Source organism: Bordetella genomosp. 9, assembly GCF_002119725.1.
GTDB lineage: Bacteria > Pseudomonadota > Gammaproteobacteria > Burkholderiales > Burkholderiaceae_B > Bordetella_C.
On record NZ_CP021109.1, the window covers coordinates 2730559 to 2747569 of the forward strand.

A 17011-nucleotide genomic window follows, 5' to 3' on the forward strand; every position below is an offset into this window, starting at 1 on the left:
TTACTGGATGGCCAGCAGCGACTGCAGCACCTGGTCCTGGGTCTTGATGGTCTGCGTGTTGGCCTGATAGGTGCGCTGCGCGACGATCATGTTGACCAGTTCGGTGCTCAGGTTCACGTTGGACGCTTCCACCGCCTGCCCTTGCAGGGTCGCCAGACCGTTGGTGCCCGGCTGGCCCAGCACCGCCTGCCCCGACTCCGAGGTCTCGCTCCAGGCGTTGTCGCCCACCGGCTGCAGACCGTTGACATTGTTGAAGTTGGCCAGCGCGACCACGCCCACCACCTGGGTTTTGCCGTTGGTGTAGTTGGCGACGATGCTGCCGTCCTTGCCGAAGCTGATGTTGGTGAACTCGCCCGACGTGTTGCCGTTCGGGGTGAAGTCCGCCTTGAAGTCGGAGCCGAACTGCGTGGTGCCGGTGTAGTCCAGAGTGATCGCCAGATCGGCGGCCGGCGAGCCCGTCCCGCCGGGGTTGGCGAAGCCCACCGGCACGGTCGGCGCCGACGTCATGCGGCCGGCCTTGTCGAAGGTCAGCGTCGCGCTGGTGGGCGTCATGGCGGCGCCGTCCAACGTGTAATAGACGTCGTAGACGCTTTCCCCGGCAGCATTGGCTTCGCGCTTGACGAAGTACTGGGTCAGCTGATGCGAGTTGCCCAGCGAGTCGTACACCGTCATCGGCTGCGAGTCGGTATACGTGGCGGCGTTCGTCGGGTCGAAGGTGGTGGCCGGGTCGATCGCGTTCGCATTGGCGTTCAGGTTGGCAACGAAACCCGAGCTGTTGGTCGCCTCCGGCGCGATATTCGCCGTCGGAAGGCTGAGCGGAACCGGGGCCGTACCCACGCCGGCCGGACCGTAGCCGGTCAGCTGCTGTCCCGCCGCGTTCACGAGGTTCAGGTCCTTGTCGATACGGAACTGGCCGTTGCGGGTGTAGGTCACCGCGCCGCTGGCATCGACCAGGCGGAAAAAGCCGTTCGCACCATCGATGGCAATGTCGTACTGGCCGCCGGTGGAGGTGACGTTGCCGACGGTGAAACGCTGGTCGATGGACGCCACTTTCACGCCCAGGCCGACGCGCGACGTTGCGTAGATGTCCGCAAACGTGGCCGTCGCGGACTTGAAGCCCACGGTGTTGGCGTTGGCAATGTTGTTGCCGATAACGTCCAGATTCTGCGACGCGGCGTCCAGGCCGCTCAGTCCTTGTCCGAAACCCATTCGTTCTCTCGCTTATTCAGAAAGTTCATAGAAGCCGTTCAAGCCGGCTGCAGGGCGGGCAATCGCGCCGCGTCGATAAAAACCCTAGCTACCCAAAACCTTGCGCACGTCGAGCATGCTGACCTGGCCCGCCAGGCCCAGATCCAGCCGCACGCCCTGCGTCGTGTAAGAGATGCCGCCGACCTGGCCGTAGGTCAGCGCCTCGGCGGTCACGGCGCTGCCATCGGCGTTCGTGGCGTTGACCGAAATCGTGTAGGCGCCGTCGGGCATCACGTTGCCGCTGTCGTCCTTGCCATCCCAGGCGGGGGTGATGATGCCGGCATCCTGGGCGCCGAGATCGATGGTGCGCACCACCCGGCCCGTGTTGTCGCTGATCTTCAGCACGACGTCGCCGGCATCGGCCTGGACGTCGATGCCGATCGGCGTCATGACCTTGGCGCCGCTGGCGTCGGTATCCACCTTCAGCGAATTGCCCGGGATCAGCACCTGCTTGCCGATCATCGACACCGCATTCATGGACTGCGACAGGTCCACCTGGCCGCTGATGGCCTGCACCACGGTCTTCAGGTCCTGCACGCCCTGCACCGTGGAAATCTGCGCCAGCTGCGATGTCAACTGGTAGTTGTCCATCGGATTGAGCGGATCCTGGTTGTTCATCTGGGCGACGAGCAGCGTCAGGAACTGGTCCTGCAGCGACTGGGCGCTGGAGGCGCTCGATGACGATGACGACGACGCGCCGCCCGTGGTGGTGGTGTTGTTGACGTTGCTGGTGGTGGTCATCCCGGACTCCGGTATCTGTTCGGTGGCGGATCGGCCGCGCTTACTGGCCGATGGTCAGCGTCTTCTGCATCAGCGCCTTGGCGGTGTTCAGCACCTCCACGTTGGCCTGATAGGAGCGGGACGCGGAAATCATGTTCACGGTTTCCGCCACCGGATCGACGTTGGGCATGGTGACGTAGCCCTGGGCGTCTGCCAGCGGATTGGTGGGGTCGTACTGCCGCCGCATGGGCGCGTTGTCCTGGACAATGCCGGCCACGCGTACGCCGCCGATCTCCGCGCCGGTCATCTGGCCCTGCCCCGGATTCACCTGGAATACCACCTGGCGGGCGCGGTACGGCTGGCCGTCGGGTCCGACGGCGCTGTCGGCGTTGGCCAGGTTGGAGGCCGCCACGTTCATGCGCTGGGACTGCGCCGTCAGCGCGGAACCGGAGATATCGAAAATGCTCAACAAGCCCATGGTCTTACCCTGTCTGGCGTTATTCGGAGATGGCCGTCAACATCGACTTGATCTTGGCGCTCAGGATCGTGGACGTGCTCTGGTAGTGCAGCGTGTTGTCGGCGAACTGCACGCGCTCGGCATCCATGTCCACCGTGTTGCCGTCCAGGCTCGCCTGGTAGGGTTCCCGGTACAGCAGGTCGACGGTGGGGAAGCTCTGGCCCTGGGCCGCGATGTGGCGGGGCGAGGTCAGCGCCAGGTTGACTGGCGGCAGGTTCATGCCGGCGCCCATGGCGCTTTCCAGCGCCGACCGGAAATCGAAGTCGCGCGCCTTGTAGTTCGGCGTGTCGGCATTGGCGATGTTGGCCGACAGGATTTCCTGGCGCTGCGCGCGCAAATCGAGCGATTGCTGGAAGAAGCCAAGGTCCTGGCTTAGGCGGTCTATCATCCGGTCGCGTCCTGTTCTCGGGGCGTTGGGGCCTTTTTCATTGACGGGAATCATAGGTGCGGGGCGGCCGGGACAATCATCCAAATAACCGGTCATTCCTCCGCCAATTCGCGTATTGCTGCCGGATGCGGACTTCTACAATGCTCTCCATCCAGTCTTTCCCCCGCCAGGGGATTTCCCCATGATGCGACGTCTTCTGCTCCCGGCTCTTGCCCTGGCCATGGCCGTCCCGGCCGCCCTGCCCCGCCCCGCGCGCGCGCAGGCCGCCGCCGGTACGCAGAATCCGGGCGCCGTCCAGCAAGTGGTGCGGGAGTACCTGCAGCAGCAACTGGCCTGGATGCCGGGCCAGGCCAACATCCAGGTGGACGAGGTCAATGCCGAACGCCTGCCGGCTTGCGACGCGCTTACCGCTTTCACCAACGGCGCCCTGCGCCCGCGGTCGCGCATGAGCGTCGGCGTCCGGTGCGGCGGCCCGAAAACATGGAATATCTACGTGCAGGCCTCGGTCAGCATGCCGGGGCAGTACTACGTCGCCGCGCGCCCGATCAATGCGGGCGAGACGCTGCGGCCGGACGATCTGGCGCCCCGCGACGGCGATCTCATCAACCTGCCGCCGGGCGCCGTCACGGATCCTCAAAGCGTCATCGGCATGACCGCCGGCAACCGCATCGGGATGGGACAGCCCTTGCGCATGTCGAGCCTGCGCAGCGCCGGCTCGGTGCAGCGGGGCCAGGTGGTGCGGATCACGGCGCGCGGCGCCGGCTTCGTCGTGAGCAGCGAGGGCCAGGTGATGCAGAACGCCTCGCCCGGCGCCACTGTGGAAGTGAAGACGGCGTCCGGACAGATCGTGAGCGGCGTGTTGCAGCCCCAGGGCAATGTGGAAGTCCCGCTGTGAGTGTACCCACCCCTGAATGGGCCCACCCCCGAAGCGCTGCGCGCTTCCCCCTCAAGGGGGCGACGCTAGCGGACCGGCGGAGCCGGATCCGCGGCGTCCCCGCTTGGGCTGCGCCGGCGGAAGGGGGGGGGAAGCCCACCCCCGAAGCGCTGTCGCGCTTCCCCGGCAAGGGGGCGACGCTGGCGGACCGGCGGAGCCGGATCCGCGGCGTCCCGGCTTGGGCTGCGCCGGCGGAAGGGGGGAAGCCCACCCCCGAAGCGCTGTCGCGCTTCCCCCTCAAAGGGGGCGACGCTGGCGGACCGGCGGAGCCGGATCCGCGGCGTCCCCGCCGGGGCGGCGCCAGCGGACGGGGGGCGGATTCGCGGCGTCCTTGCTTGGAAGAAACCGTTTGCTGGTGGGGGCGGCGCGATTGCGCGACAATCGTCGCTTTCTCAGGATTGTTACAAGTGTGTAAACGTGGCGCGGTTCGTCTAAAGTTCACCGCAATGCTGCCGTTACGCAGGCATCAGCGGACGCGCACGTCTGCCCACCCAGGAGCCCGCCCTGCGGGATTTCGAACGTGAAAATCAATACTTCGACGACCCGGCCCTCCACGGCGTCCAACGACACCGTGACTCCCCGCAACGCGGTCAGCCAGGCCTATGGCGGCGGCGGCGGGACGTCGAGCAGCGCGCAGGTGGACCTGAGCCCTCTGTCGCGCAAATTGCTGGATATGCAGAACGGCGCCTCGGATATCGATACCGCCAAGGTGGCGGCGATCCGCGACGCCATCGCGTCGGGGCAGATCAAGATCGACGCCAGCAAGATCGCCGATGGCCTGATCGCCAGCGCCAGGGAATTGTTGAAGTAACCGAGGTCTTCCATTCGGCCCGCCAGACCGTCTGCCGCTCCTATTCACCCGGACCGCCATGAACGCCATAGAAAAACTGCAGGAATGTCTGCTGGAAGAAGATGCGCTCGTCGTCGAATTCACCGAGCTGCTCGGCTCGGAAACCGTCGCCCTGACCGAGCGCCAGTCGTTCCATGCCCTGAACGCGATCACCGAGTCCAAGAACGGCATTGCCGCCCGCCTGCACGCGCTGAGCGAGCGGCGTGACGGCATCCTGGCCGAACTGGGGCTGCCCGGCGGCCATGCCGGCACCACGCAGGCCGCGGAACGCCATCCGGAAATCGCGCCGATCTGGCGCCAGCTGCTGGATCGCTGCGCGGCGGCCGCTGGCATCAACGACCGCAACGGTGCGCTGATCGATATGCATCTGCGCTACACCGAGGAAGCGCTGGACGCGTTGCAGTCCCTGGCCAAGCGGTCCAACCTGTACGACGCCAACGGCCGCGCGCGCCAGGGCGGCGGTTCTGGCAAGACCATCGTCGCGACCTGAAGGGGATAGCTTGGGGAGCAGCAAAAAGCCGGCAGCATTGCCGGCTTTTTCGTTGGCCGGCGTCCCGGCTGATATGCGCGCCGCGCCCGTCGCGCCGTGGGGCCGTAGGGCCGTAGGGCCGTAGGGCCGTAGGGCCGTAGGGCCGTAGGGCCGTAGGGCCGTAGGGCCGTAGGGCCGTAGGGCCGTGGGGCCGTGGGGCCGTGGGGCCGTGGGGCCGTGGGGCCGTGGGGGCCGCAGTCCTGTGTGCGCGTTTGCGGCGATGGCGCCGCAGCCCTTTGTGCGCGTTCGCGCCGCAACGCCGCAAGTTAGACGCGCCCGCCCTCTCCCGCCATTTCCACCATGGCGAAGAAGCGCAGCAAGGCCGGCGGCACCAGCCGTGCCGGCAGTTTCCGCTCCGGGCCCATCAGAGTCTGCAGCAGGCGGCGCATGACGGCAGCGGAAGGAGCGTGCGCCAGCTGCCAGCACGCCGCGCCGAGCTGGCCCGCCATCAAGGTCTGGCGCAGCATGGCGTCGTCGCCTGAGCAGCTGCCGGACAGCGGCTGCCAGGCATGGGCCATGTAGCGGAAGGCGCTCTTGGCGTGATCGTGCAGCACCAGCCAGCGCGCCACCGTGGCGGCGTCGGCCTGCGCCACGCCGACATTGGTCAGCCCGTATACCTGTTGCGTCACGCGGCCCGACGGGCCGATCAGCTTGGCGCAGACCAGCCGCACCGGCATGGGATCGGCGCCGCGGCCGGCCAGTTGCACTTCCGTTCCCGCGGCCCACAGGCGCAGCGGCACGGCGGCGTCGCCCTGCACCTGGGTCAGGCCGACCATGTCTCCCGCCTCGCCCACCGGCACGTAGCCCAGGGTTTTGCCGATGGCCTGCAATGTGGTCGGCGTCTCGTCCTGGATGACGCGGAATGCGCCAACCGAACGGGACAGCCAGTCCAGGCCTTGCGCCGAAAGCGATTGCCACAAGGCCGCCGTGCCCGCTGCCAGCAGATGCACCACGGGCAGCGGCTTCAGTTCGGCCTGCAGCCATGCCGCCCGCCCGGCCAGCGCATCGGCGGCGTTCAGCCTGGCCGGCGGCGTCGCGTCGATGCTGGACACCACGCCATGGTCCAGCGACAGTTGCTGCGCCGGCGCGCCCAGCGCCGCGCCTCGGTCGCTCAAGAGCAAGGTCGTCATGAGCGTGCCGCCCGGCATGCCCTGCCCCACCATGCCGATCTGGCCGTGCAGCGCCAGCAAATGGCGCGAGCAGGTCGCGGGAAACTCCGCGCGGGCCGTATCGAGGGGGCGGCGCACCAGATCGCCCGTGGCCACCGGACGCTCGCCGCTCAGGCCCCGCCACATTTCGCGGGCCTGGACGCAGGCGGGATCGGTATTGATCCATGCCAGCGCGGCTTCCATCTCGCCTTCCACGTCGGCAGCCGCGCCCTGCGGCCGCAGCATCGCGGACGCCAGGAGCTGACGCCGGCGAACCGGGTCCATGCCGATCTGGCCACCCGCCTGATCTCGCGACGCCGACCACAGCGCGGCCAGATCCGCTTCGCTGGGTGTATACAACGCCGGCCGCCGCAGGCAGGCGAAAGCGCCGTCGACGAGTTCGGCGGCCGTGGGAACGTCCAGGTGTTCCGGCACGCGCTGACCGCGCGACACATAATGAATCGGCAGGCGATGGCGTATCGCCGTATCCAGCGCCGCGGCATAGCGCGACGCCTCGTCGACCTTGGTGATGATGCAGCCGCGCACGTCTTCGTCGGCGCCATTGCGATAGGCGTGTGCGACTTCGTCCAGGGTGTCGCCCTGGCTTGCGGCATTCAACACGACCAGCCGCTGGACGGGACGCCCCGCCCCGCACAGCATCGCAGCCTGTTCGGCGACGTGCCGGTCGCGCTGGCTGATCCCAGTGGTATCGATCAGTATGATCTTGCGTGCGCCCAGCTCGGCCAGGGTCTGCCGCAATTGCTCCACGTCTCGCACGGAGCGCGTCGGCACGCCCATCAAACGGCCGTAGATCTGCAGCTGTTCATGGGCGCCGATGCGGAAGTTGTCGGTGGTCAGCATGGCCACCTGCTCGCGTCCCACCCGCGCCACGCAGCGGGCGGCCAGCTTGGCCAGCGTGGTGGTCTTGCCCACGCCGGTCGGACCGACCAGCGCAAACACGCCGCCGTTGCCGAACAACTCCTCTTCCTGCCCCATCACGGGCAGATGACTGATCAATTCGCTGCGGGCCCAGCTGAGCGCGGCGGCAAAACTCATGCGCGGCGGCAGGCGCGACAGCATCGCGCGGATCAGCCCCGCGCTGAAGCCCGCTTCCATCAAGGTGCGGAACAGCGTCGTGGGCACCGGCTCGCGGCTCAAGCCCTTGCCCCACATCAGGCCGTCGATGCGGGTTTCCAATGCGCCGCGCAAGGCGTTCAGGGCCTCGGTCACCTGTGCCATATCGGCCGCGCCGTCAGGCGTGTGTCCGGCGTCCTCGTCCACCAGCGCGTACGTGGCGTCGTCGTTCGCATAGGCGGGGGCGGCGGCGGAGATGCGCGCAGCGGGAACGGCGCGGGGCTCCGGATCGGGCGCAGGCGCGGCTGCCGCAACGGCGGGCCGGATCATCGGCTGCGATGCGTGAACGGCAGGCGCCGCATGGACCGGGCGCGGCGGCTGCGGCGCATATCCCGGCTGCGGCGCGAAGGCCGGCGCGGGCGCGCGCGCCGGCGCGGCGTCCGCAGGCTGCGCCGCGGGCGACGGCCCCGGCTCGGCGACGCGGATGTTGCCGTCGTCGTCGATGGCGGAGGGATCGGTGGCCATGATCTCGACGCCGCCGTCGATGCTGCGGCTGGAGATGATCAGCGCATCCGGCCCCAGCGCCTGGCGCACCTCGCGCATCACTTCCCGGTGCGTTGCCGCGAAAAAGCGGATGATCTTCACGCGTTGCCCCCGATCAGCGCGGTCACGCGCACGATGCGTTCATCTGGGATCTCGGTATTCGCCAGCACGCCGAGTTGCGGCACGTGGTGGCGCAGGAAACGGGACAGCGACGGCCGCAGCGGCGGCGACACCACGAGCACCGGCGCGTTGCCCATGGACTCTTGGCGCGTCACCGCGGCGCGCGTTTCGCGCAGCAGCGTATCGGCCAGGCCCGGCTCCAGCACGCCGCTGGTGCTGATCGCCTGCGACAGCACGCGTTCCAGCTTCACGTCCAGGCCGATGACGCGCACCTCCCCGTCGCCGGGGAACCACTGCTGGGTGATGGCGCGGCCCAGCGCGCGCCGCACCAGGGCAATCAGTTCGTTGACGTCCGGCTGTCCGCCCGCGGCGGCGTTCAATGCGGCAAGGCGCGGGGCGTGTTCCGACAGCGTATCGATGATGGACCGCATATCGCGGATCGGCACTTCCTCTGCCAGCAGCCCCTGCAGCACCTTCTGCAGAATGGTGAGCGACACGGTCTTGGGCACCAGGTCCTCGACCAGCTTGGGCGACTCGCGGCTGATCCGGTCGAGCAGCTGCTGCACTTCCTGGCGTCCCAGCAGCTGCGAGCCATGGCGATGCATCAGGTGGTTCAGATGAGTGGCCACAACCGTGCTGGCGTCCACCACGGTGTAACCGGCCACCTGGGCCTGGTCGCGCAGCGACGCGTCGATCCACACCGCCGGCAGGCCGAATGCCGGATCCGTCGTCGGCGTGCCCTTGAGCTTGATGGTGACGCCACCCGGATCGATGGCGAGCCATTGTCCCGGCATCGCCACGCCACGCCCCACTTCCACGCCGGACAGGAGGATGACGTAGTCGTTCGGTTTCAGCTCCAGGTTGTCGCGGATATGGACGACGGGCGGCAGGAACCCGACATCCTGCGCAAACTTCTTGCGCAGGCTGCGCACGCGATGCAGCAGCTCGCCATTCTGCGAATGGTCCACCAGGGGGATCAGGCGATAGCCCACTTCCAGGCCCAGCTGGTCCACCATCGAAACGTCTTCCCAGCTGGCTTCCGCAGCCGCGATCTTGGCCTGCTCCTGCGCTGGCGAGGGTTGCCGTGCCTGCTCGCTGGCGGCGCGGCTTTGTTTCTTGTGCAGCATCCAGCCGCCCACCCCGAAAATCGCGGCCAGGGCCAGAAACGCCACATGCGGCATGTTCGGGATCAATCCCATCACGCCGATGATGGCCGCCGTCAGGAAGAGCACGCTGGGATTGGAGAACAGCTGTCCCAGCATCTGCTGGCCGATATCCTGGTCGTTGGAGACCCGCGACACGACCACGCCGGCGGCGGTGGAAATCACCAGCGCCGGAATCTGCGCGACCAGGCCGTCGCCAATCGTCAGCAGCGTATAGACCCTGGCGGACTGGCCGATGGACAGATCATGCTGCGCCACGCCGACGATCAGGCCGCCGATGACGTTGATCGCCATGATCAGCAGGCCGGCCACCGCGTCGCCGCGCACGAACTTGCTGGCGCCGTCCATGGAGCCGTAAAAGTCGGCTTCCTGCGCCACCTCGCCGCGCCGGCGGCGCGCCTCGTCCTCGCGTATCAGCCCCGCGTTCAGGTCGGCGTCGATCGCCATCTGCTTGCCGGGCATGGCGTCCAGCGTAAAGCGCGCGCCGACTTCCGCGATGCGGCCCGCGCCCTTCGTGATGACGATGAAGTTGATGATCGTCAGGATGATGAACAGAATGATCCCGATGGCGAAATTGCCGCCGACCAGGAAGTGCCCGAACGCCTCGATGACCTTGCCCGCCGCGTCCGGGCCGGTGTGGCCATGCAGCAGCACGACCCGGGTGGAGGCGACGTTCAGCGACAGACGCAGCAGCGTGGCGAACAGCAGCACCGACGGGAAGGCGGCGAAATCCAGCGGCTTGCGGGTGAACATGGCGACCAGAAGGATCATGATCGCCAGCGAAATATTGAAGGTGAACAGCAGGTCCAGGATGAACGCCGGCAACGGCAGGATCATCATTCCCAGGACCAGCACGATCAGCAACGGCCCGGCAAGCAGGCGCGCCTGCGCCCCGCCGTTGTTCTTGAACATGGCGATCAACGCGCCCATTCCTTAAGCTCCTTCGGCGGCGCGCGCGGCGGGGGCCGCGGCGCCCGCTTGCTGCGGGTCCAGTCCAGGCGGGACCGGTAGATTCGATGGCGGCAGCGGCTGGGCCCAGCCCGGGCGCCAGGCGCGCAGCTGGAAGACCCAGGCCAGCACCTCCGCCACGGCGGTGTACAGCGTCGCCGGAATTTCCTGGCCCAGATCGACATGGCGATACAGTGCGCGCGCCAGCGGCGGCGCCTCCAGCATCGGCACGCGATTCTCCCGGGCCAGCTCGCGGATGCGCGCGGCGATCTCGCCCATGCCCTTGGCCACCACGCGAGGCGCCGCCATTTCGCCTTCGCTATAGCGCAGGGCCACGGCATAGTGGGTGGGGTTGGTGACGACCACGTCCGCCTTGGGCACTTCGGCCATCATCCGGCGCCGCGCCATCTGGCGCTGCTGCTGGCGGATGCGGGCCTTGACCATCGGGTCGCCTTCGCTTTCCTTGAATTCCTGGCGCACGTCTTCCTTGCTCATGCGCAGCTTCTTGCCATGGCTGAAGATCTGCCAGGGCACATCCATCGCCGCCACCAGCAGCAAGGCGCCGACGACAAAGGCGCAGCACATGGCGACGATGTTCAACATGGAGGCAAGCGCCGCCGCGGGCGCCGCATGCATGATGCCGATCATCTCGTCGTGGTAATGCCAGATCGCCATGGCGGCGACCGTGCCGACGACGATCGCCTTCGAAATCGCCTTGAGCAGTTCGATCAGCGCCTGCCAGGAAAACATTCGCTTCACGCCGGCCAGCGGGTCCAGCTTCTGCAGATTGAACTCGAGCGGCTTGCCGGACCAGACCAGGCCGCCCAGCGCCAGGCCGGCGAATATCCCGGCCACGGCCAGCACGCCCAGCACGGGCAGCACGACCAGCAGGGCATGCCATCCGCTCGCAGCGGCGCCGGCCAGCATCAGGTTCGTGTCGCGCGCGATATGCGGGTCGAAACCCAGGGCGTGCCGCATGATGCCGTCCAGCCGGTCGTACAGATAAGCGCCGCCGCCCCAGAGCAGCGCCACGCCGGTGGCCAGCACCAGGAACGTGCTCAACTCCCGGGAACGGGGAACCTGCCCTTCCTCGCGCGCCTTCTCCAGGCGCCTGGGTGAGGCGGCTTCGGTTTTTTCGAGATCGCTTTCTTCGGCCATGCTGAACGCTTAGGGCCTGCCTGCAGGCCGTAGGAGACGTGGCCAGGCCCGTGGGCGCCCCTGCGGGAGCCTCCTTGCGGATGAAACGGGTCCTGGCAGCGAAATTTTAGGAAAAGCGTCAGAAAGCGAATGCGCGATCAAGCCGGGGAAAGCGGCGCTTTTCCAGCGGTGGCGCGGGCACGGTGGGGCCGGCCGGCTTGAACCGGCGCGCGAGATGAGCGGATGCGGCATGCGGCCGGGCCGCCGCCCGGTAGGGGATGGCCTCGATGCCGGCCGTTGCGTGGACGCGGGCAGGCGACGCCTGGGGGCGCCCGCCCGGCGACTCAAAAGCCCAGGCTTGCCAGCAGGTCGTCGACCTGGTCCTGGCTGGTCACCACGTCGGCCTTGCCGGCGGGGTTCACCTGCGGGCCGTTCAACAGGGAAGCGGCCTCTTCGCGGCGCTCGCTGGGAACGTTGTCGATCAGGACCTGCAGCAGCTCCTTCTCGATCGCGCCCACCACGTCCATCATCTTCATGATGACCTGGCCCGTCAGGTCCTGGAAATCCTGGGCCATCATGATGTCCAGCAGCTTGGACTGGGTCGCCTGCGTCTGCTTCGGCACGTCCTGCAGGTAGGTGCGGGTGTCCTTGACCAGTTCGCGCGCCTGCGCCAGCTCCAGCGGCTGGTCGAACCATTCCTGCCAGCGCGTGTCCAGCGCCTGCGCGCGCTTGGCCATATCTTCCTGGATCGGCTGGGTCTGGTCGATGGCGTTCAGCACCTTGTGCGCGGCCTGCTCCGTCATCTGGGCGACGTAGCGCAAGCGGTCGCGGGCGTCGGGAATGGCCTGCGCCGCATCCTTGATGGCCTGGTCCAGGCCGAGCTCCCGCATGCTGTCGCGCAGCATCCGGGTCAACTGCGCGATACGGTGGATCAGCTCGCCGGGATCGCCGTTGGGGTTTTGCGTGGTGTCCATGGACCTACCCTCAGCCGCCGAGTTTTTCGAAGATCTTGTTCAGCTTTTCCTCGAGCGTCGCGGCGGTGAAAGGCTTGACCACATAGCCGTTGGCGCCAGCCTGGGCCGCCGCGACAATGTTTTCCTTCTTGGCCTCGGCCGTCACCATCAGCACCGGCAGCTTGGACAGGTTTGCATCGGCGCGGATCTGCTGCAGCATCGACAGGCCGTCCAGGTTCGGCATGTTCCAGTCCGAAACCACGAACTGGAAACCTCCCGTACGCAGCTTGTCCAGCGCCATCTGGCCGTCCTCGGCCTCGTCGACGTTCTCGAACCCCAGCTCCTTCAGCAGGTTGCGGACGATCCGACGCATGGTCGGGAAGTCGTCCACCACCAGAATCTTCAAATTTTTGTCAACCATCTCTTGACTCCATAAAAGCCTGCACGCCGCAGCCCCGGCGGGCTCCGCGCCGGCGCCTTCGCCAGGCGGCACAGCGGCAAAAAGTTATTCCCGGATCACCACGCGCGGCATCATACGCGGTGTCCCCTGTCCCCCGCGTTGGCGAGAATGCGTTCGCTCATCGCCTCCAGGGACACGACTTCGTCTGCGGCGCCCAGCGCGATCGCTTCGCGCGGCATGCCGAACACCACGCAGCTCGCCTCGTCCTGCGCCAGCGTACGCGCGCCCGCGCGTTTCATTTCCAGCAAACCGGCCGCGCCATCCTTGCCCATGCCGGTCAGGATCACGCCCACCGCATTGCGGCCGGCCGACACGGCCACCGAGTGGAACAGCACGTCCACCGAGGGCCGGTGCCGATTCACCGGCTCCGACGGATCGAGCTCCACCACATAGTTGGCCCCGCTGCGGCCCAGCCGCATGTGGTATTCGCCGCCCGGCGCCAGATATACGTGACCGGGCAGCACGCGCTCGCCATGCGTGGCTTCGCGCACCGTCAGGCTGCAAAGCGAATTCAGGCGCTGCGCGAAGGACCGCGTGAACCCGGCGGGCATGTGCTGCGTGATCAGGATCGCCGGGCTGTCGGGCGGCAGGGGCTGCAGCACGTGGCGGATCGCTTCCGTGCCGCCGGTGGAAGCGCCGATGATGACCAGCTTCTCCGAGCTGGACAGCGGCGAGCGCAGCACCTGTTTGGGCGCGGCCGCCGCCGGCAGCGCGCGCAGGCGGGCGCGCGCCGCGCCGCGCAGCTTGTCGGCGATCAGCTCGGTGTATTCGAGCAGGCCGTCGCGGATGCCGAGCTTGGGCTTGGTGACGAAATCCACCGCGCCCAGCTCCAGCGCCCGCAGGGTGATCTCCGACCCGCGCTCGGTCAGGGACGAGACCATGACCACCGGCATCGGACGCAGCCGCATCAGCTTTTCCAGGAAATCCAGCCCGTCCATGCGGGGCATTTCCACGTCCAGCGTCAGCACGTCCGGATTGTGTTTTTTGATCAGCTCGCGCGCCACCAGCGGGTCCGGCGCCGTGGCGACCACTTCCATGTCGGGCTGGCTGTTGATGATTTCCGTCATCAGGCCGCGCACCAGCGCCGAATCATCGACGCACAAAACCGATATCTTCTTCTGCATGTCGTTCGCCGTGGGAGCTGGCCCTTACGGTCTCCCCAAGCACTCGTAAACGGTCTGCCCGCGCAGGCGGAAATCGCGGCTGATATAGCTGAAGTTCTCGGAATGGCCGGCGAACAGCAGCCCGCCCGGTTTCAGCAGGGGAACGAAGCGCTCCAGGATGCGGGCCTGCGTGGGCTTGTCGAAATAGATCATGACGTTGCGGCAGAAGATGGCGTCGAACTTCTCCTGGATCGGCCACTGCGGCGCCAACAGGTTCAGCGTGTCGAAGCGCACCATCGCGGCCACTTCGGGGCGCACCCGCGCCTGCCCCGCGGCGGCGCCCTTGCCTTTCAGGAAAAAGCGCTTCAGGCGCGCCTCTTCTATCTTGGCGACGCGCTCGAAAGGATAGATGCCGGTGCGCGCGCGCTGCAGCACGTTGGTATCGATATCGGTAGCCAGCACGCTGGCGTTGGCGGCCGCACGCGCGCCCAGCGCTTCCATCAGCGTGATCGCAATGGAATACGGTTCTTCGCCCGTGGAGGCCGCGCAGCACCAGACCGACACCGGCTGCGGCCGCTGGGCGGCGAACTTCGCGAGAATGGGGAAATGGTGCGATTCCCGAAAGAAGGCGGTCAGGTTCGTCGTCAGCGCGTTGACGAACTCTTCCCATTCGGGGTCGTCGGGCGAGCTCTCCAACTGGTCCAGATAACTGCCGAAGTCCACGCGGCCAAGACTGCGCAGCCGCCGCGCCAGCCGGCTGTACACCATTTCGCGTTTGTGCGTCCCCAGCGAAATGCCGGCGCGCGCATGGATCATGCGGCGCACGCGCGAAAAATCGGCCTCGCGGAAATCGAATTGCCGCTCGACCGGATTCGTAGCCGTCGCTGTCGCCGTCGTCACTTCATCCTCTCAGGGCCGTCAAGCCGCGGCGGCGGGCTGTGCGCCGCCCAGCAGCGGCGCAGCCGGCCCGTCCGGCCGGGCGATCTGCTGCGCCGGCACGTCGATGACCTGGCCTTCGTTGATCTTGAACACGGCCACCGCCTCGGCCAGGCGCTGCGCCTGTTCCTGCAGCGAGCCGGCCGCCGCGGCCGCCTCTTCCACCAGCGCCGCGTTCTGCTGCGTCACCTCGTCCATCTGCGACACCGCGCGATTGACCTGGTCGATGCCGCTGGACTGCTCTTCCGACGCCGCCGAAATCTCGCCCATGATGTCGGTCACCCGCTTCACCGACGCCACGATCTCCTGCATCGTCGCCCCGGCCCGCTCGACCTGCTGCGAACCCGCGCCCACCTTGGACACCGAGTCCTCGATCAGCGCCTTGATCTCCTTGGCCGCCTGCGCGCTGCGCTGCGCCAGCGAACGCACCTCGCCCGCCACCACCGCAAAGCCCTTGCCCTGCTCGCCCGCGCGCGCCGCTTCCACCGCCGCGTTCAGCGCCAGGATGTTGGTCTGGAACGCAATGCCGTCGATCACGCTCACAATCTCGGAAATCTTGCGCGAGCTGCCCGAGATCTCCTGCATCGTGTTCACCACCTCGGCCACCGCCGAGCCGCCGCGCTCGGCCACGTCCGAGGCGCTGGCCGCAAGCTGATTGGCCTGGCGCGCGTTCTCCGCGTTCTGCTTCACCGTGGACGCCAGTTCCTCCATCGAGGCCGCCGTCTCTTCCAGCGATGCCGCCTGCTGCTCGGTGCGGCTGGACAGGTCCGTGTTGCCCGCGGATATCTCGCGCGCGCCCACGTTGATCTCGTCCACGCCCCGGCGCACCGCCGCCACCGTGCGCGTCAGGCTTTCCTGCATGCGCTTCATCGCCGCGTAGAGCTTACCGATCTCATTGGTCGACCGGACCTGCACCGGTTCGGTCAGGTCGCCGGACGCGATGCGGTCGAAATGCCGCGCGGCCTCGGCCAACGGGCGCACCACGCGGCCGCGCAGGAACAGGTAGGTGGAGACGATCAGCAGCAAGGCGATGATCCCGCCCGCGGCCACGGCATTCAGCACCATCGCGTAGCGCCGCTCCGCCACGTCGAAGCTTTCTTCATTGGTGCGCGCGCGCCAGGCCATGTACTGGCCAATGGCCAGCGCCAGGCGGTCGTCCATCACGTCGGACACCATCTGCGCATGGGTCTGGTAAGAAGGCAGGTCGGCCTTCTGCAGATCGTCGAACATCGCCTGCAGCCCCTGCTGCATCAGCGCGGTGAAGGCCTCATCGATTTCCTTGAACTCGTTTTCAAGGCCCGGGGGCTTGGGCAGCGCCTGGTACTTCTTGAAATCCGCCAGCGCCTTGTCATAGGAGAGCCGGGCGAAGTCGACCAGCGGCTTGGCGGGCTCGGCCAGGCCGGTTTCCAGGATCGCCGGCTGTCCGATCTGCTTGATGACCTCGTTCAGATGCAAGGCGGCCGCGCGCCCCAGGCCGATCATGGCGTTCTTGTAGTCGGCCACCATCTCCTGCAGCGCGTTGCCGATGGCCTGGCTGCGGCGCATGTCCTGCATGGTGTTGTTGCCGACATGCAGGGAGACGACGCCGAGCGCCGCACCCAGAACCAGCATGAACGTGAAAAAGACCAGAACCCACAGCAGGCTCGCCCGTATCGTCATGTTCGCAATGAATCGGCGCATCGGCATCCCCTTGTTCGGATAGGTTGGTCTCCGCCCGCATCCTCCTCGCGGCGGCCGCTCAGGTGGCGGCCTTCTCCACCAGCGCCATCTCGTCGCTGGTCATCAGCTTCTCGATATCCACCAGAATCAGCATGCGGTCTTCGACCGTGCCCAGGCCGGTCAGGTATTCCGTCGACAGCGTCGCGCCGAACTCGGGCGCGGGGCGTACCTGGGCGGCGCCGAGCATCAGCACGTCCGAGACGCCATCGACCACGATGCCCACGACGCGGCGATCCAGGTTCAGGATGATCACCACGGTCTGCTCGTTGTATTCGACCTTGCCCAGGTTGAACTTGATGCGCAGATCGACGATGGGGACGATGATGCCGCGCAGATTCGTGACGCCCTTGATGAAAGGCGGCACGTTGGCGATGCGGGTGACCGCGCCGGCGTCATAGCCGCGGATTTCCTGCACCTTGAGGATGTCGATGCCGTATTCCTCTTCGCCCAGAGTGAAGACCAGGAATTCGCGGCCCACATCCTCGACGCGGGCGCCTTGCGATTGGGGTTTGGCTGCCATA

At 67.2% G+C, this 17011-nt stretch carries 16 protein-coding genes; 3 read left to right on the forward strand and 13 right to left on the reverse strand.

The window, feature by feature from the left end; all coding sequences use genetic code 11:
* The 4 genes from flgE to flgB all read right to left on the reverse strand — a co-directional run bounded on the left by flgE (position 1) and on the right by flgB (position 2873).
* Positions 1 to 1209 carry a flagellar hook protein FlgE gene (gene flgE / locus CAL13_RS12565; protein WP_086072568.1) on the reverse strand — a complete coding sequence of 403 codons (1209 nt, stop codon included), beginning with the start codon at positions 1207 to 1209 and terminating at the stop codon, positions 1 to 3.
* 84 nt (positions 1210 to 1293) lie between these two features.
* Positions 1294 to 1989 carry a flagellar hook capping FlgD N-terminal domain-containing protein gene (locus CAL13_RS12570; RefSeq protein ID WP_086057695.1) on the reverse strand — a complete coding sequence of 232 codons (696 nt, stop codon included), beginning with the start codon at positions 1987 to 1989 and terminating at the stop codon, positions 1294 to 1296.
* Between the two features lie 40 nt (positions 1990 to 2029).
* Complete coding sequence (gene flgC, locus CAL13_RS12575) at positions 2030 to 2446, reverse strand: flagellar basal body rod protein FlgC (protein WP_086057696.1); 417 nt, start codon at positions 2444 to 2446, stop codon at positions 2030 to 2032.
* A gap of 19 nt (positions 2447 to 2465) precedes the next feature.
* Complete coding sequence (gene flgB / locus CAL13_RS12580) at positions 2466 to 2873, reverse strand: flagellar basal body rod protein FlgB (protein WP_086059438.1); 408 nt, start codon at positions 2871 to 2873, stop codon at positions 2466 to 2468.
* A gap of 184 nt (positions 2874 to 3057) precedes the next feature.
* On the opposite strand from flgB, the gene flgA reads away from it, so the two are divergent.
* From flgA to CAL13_RS12595, 3 genes are all read left to right on the forward strand, one after another.
* Positions 3058 to 3768, forward strand: coding sequence for a flagellar basal body P-ring formation chaperone FlgA (flgA, locus tag CAL13_RS12585; RefSeq protein WP_420042449.1), 711 nt, complete (start codon positions 3058 to 3060; stop codon positions 3766 to 3768).
* Between the two features lie 559 nt (positions 3769 to 4327).
* Positions 4328 to 4618, forward strand: a complete 291-nt coding sequence (gene flgM, locus CAL13_RS12590; RefSeq protein WP_086057698.1) for a flagellar biosynthesis anti-sigma factor FlgM — start codon at positions 4328 to 4330, stop codon at positions 4616 to 4618.
* A 58-nt stretch (positions 4619 to 4676) separates the two neighbouring features.
* A complete protein-coding gene (locus CAL13_RS12595) occupies positions 4677 to 5147 on the forward strand; it encodes a flagella synthesis protein FlgN (protein ID WP_086057699.1) in 471 nt (156 codons plus the stop codon).
* A gap of 305 nt (positions 5148 to 5452) precedes the next feature.
* On the opposite strand, the gene flhF is transcribed toward CAL13_RS12595, so the two are convergent.
* The 9 genes from flhF to cheW all read right to left on the reverse strand — a co-directional run bounded on the left by flhF (position 5453) and on the right by cheW (position 17010).
* Positions 5453 to 8011, reverse strand: coding sequence for a flagellar biosynthesis protein FlhF (flhF, locus tag CAL13_RS12600; protein ID WP_420042450.1), 2559 nt, complete (start codon positions 8009 to 8011; stop codon positions 5453 to 5455).
* Positions 8012 to 8049: 38 nt separating this feature from the next.
* Positions 8050 to 10164: a flagellar biosynthesis protein FlhA gene (flhA, locus tag CAL13_RS12605; RefSeq protein WP_086057701.1), complete on the reverse strand. Its 2115-nt coding sequence runs from the start codon at positions 10162 to 10164 to the stop codon at positions 8050 to 8052.
* A gap of 3 nt (positions 10165 to 10167) precedes the next feature.
* Complete coding sequence (gene flhB / locus CAL13_RS12610) at positions 10168 to 11340, reverse strand: flagellar biosynthesis protein FlhB (RefSeq protein WP_086072571.1); 1173 nt, start codon at positions 11338 to 11340, stop codon at positions 10168 to 10170.
* Between the two features lie 323 nt (positions 11341 to 11663).
* Complete coding sequence (cheZ, locus tag CAL13_RS12615; RefSeq protein WP_086057703.1) at positions 11664 to 12293, reverse strand: protein phosphatase CheZ; 630 nt, start codon at positions 12291 to 12293, stop codon at positions 11664 to 11666.
* Positions 12294 to 12303: 10 nt separating this feature from the next.
* A complete protein-coding gene (gene cheY, locus CAL13_RS12620) occupies positions 12304 to 12693 on the reverse strand; it encodes a chemotaxis response regulator CheY (RefSeq protein WP_066348945.1) in 390 nt (129 codons plus the stop codon).
* A gap of 110 nt (positions 12694 to 12803) precedes the next feature.
* On the reverse strand, positions 12804 to 13856 hold the full coding sequence (locus CAL13_RS12625) for a protein-glutamate methylesterase/protein-glutamine glutaminase (protein WP_086057704.1): 1053 nt from the start codon (positions 13854 to 13856) through the stop codon (positions 12804 to 12806).
* A 24-nt stretch (positions 13857 to 13880) separates the two neighbouring features.
* A complete protein-coding gene (locus CAL13_RS12630) occupies positions 13881 to 14651 on the reverse strand; it encodes a CheR family methyltransferase (protein ID WP_232462617.1) in 771 nt (256 codons plus the stop codon).
* Between the two features lie 102 nt (positions 14652 to 14753).
* The gene (locus CAL13_RS12635; RefSeq protein ID WP_086073634.1) at positions 14754 to 16451 is read right to left on the reverse strand and encodes a methyl-accepting chemotaxis protein; all 1698 of its coding nucleotides are present in this window, start codon (positions 16449 to 16451) and stop codon (positions 14754 to 14756) included.
* Positions 16452 to 16509: 58 nt separating this feature from the next.
* The gene (cheW, locus tag CAL13_RS12640; RefSeq protein WP_086057706.1) at positions 16510 to 17010 is read right to left on the reverse strand and encodes a chemotaxis protein CheW; all 501 of its coding nucleotides are present in this window, start codon (positions 17008 to 17010) and stop codon (positions 16510 to 16512) included.
* Position 17011 lies beyond the last annotated feature (1 nt).

Bases quoted from the DNA above. Each gene is read 5' to 3' on its own strand.
- flgE (WP_086072568.1), bottom strand. From the start codon at position 1,209: ATGGGTTTCGGACAAGGACTGAGCGGCCTGGACGCCGCGTCGCAGAAT.
- CAL13_RS12570 (WP_086057695.1), bottom strand. From the start codon at position 1,989: ATGACCACCACCAGCAACGTCAACAACACCACCACCACGGGCGGCGCG.
- flgC (WP_086057696.1), bottom strand. From the start codon at position 2,446: ATGGGCTTGTTGAGCATTTTCGATATCTCCGGTTCCGCGCTGACGGCG.
- flgB (WP_086059438.1), bottom strand. From the start codon at position 2,873: ATGATAGACCGCCTAAGCCAGGACCTTGGCTTCTTCCAGCAATCGCTC.
- flgA (WP_420042449.1), top strand. From the start codon at position 3,058: ATGCGACGTCTTCTGCTCCCGGCTCTTGCCCTGGCCATGGCCGTCCCG.
- CAL13_RS12595 (WP_086057699.1), top strand. From the start codon at position 4,677: ATGAACGCCATAGAAAAACTGCAGGAATGTCTGCTGGAAGAAGATGCG.
- flhF (WP_420042450.1), bottom strand. From the start codon at position 8,011: ATGCGCGAGGTGCGCCAGGCGCTGGGGCCGGATGCGCTGATCATCTCC.
- flhA (WP_086057701.1), bottom strand. From the start codon at position 10,164: ATGGGCGCGTTGATCGCCATGTTCAAGAACAACGGCGGGGCGCAGGCG.
- flhB (WP_086072571.1), bottom strand. From the start codon at position 11,340: ATGGCCGAAGAAAGCGATCTCGAAAAAACCGAAGCCGCCTCACCCAGG.
- cheZ (WP_086057703.1), bottom strand. From the start codon at position 12,293: ATGGACACCACGCAAAACCCCAACGGCGATCCCGGCGAGCTGATCCAC.
- cheY (WP_066348945.1), bottom strand. From the start codon at position 12,693: ATGGTTGACAAAAATTTGAAGATTCTGGTGGTGGACGACTTCCCGACC.
- CAL13_RS12625 (WP_086057704.1), bottom strand. From the start codon at position 13,856: ATGCAGAAGAAGATATCGGTTTTGTGCGTCGATGATTCGGCGCTGGTG.
- CAL13_RS12630 (WP_232462617.1), bottom strand. From the start codon at position 14,651: ATGATCCATGCGCGCGCCGGCATTTCGCTGGGGACGCACAAACGCGAA.
- CAL13_RS12635 (WP_086073634.1), bottom strand. From the start codon at position 16,451: ATGCGCCGATTCATTGCGAACATGACGATACGGGCGAGCCTGCTGTGG.
- cheW (WP_086057706.1), bottom strand. From the start codon at position 17,010: ATGGCAGCCAAACCCCAATCGCAAGGCGCCCGCGTCGAGGATGTGGGC.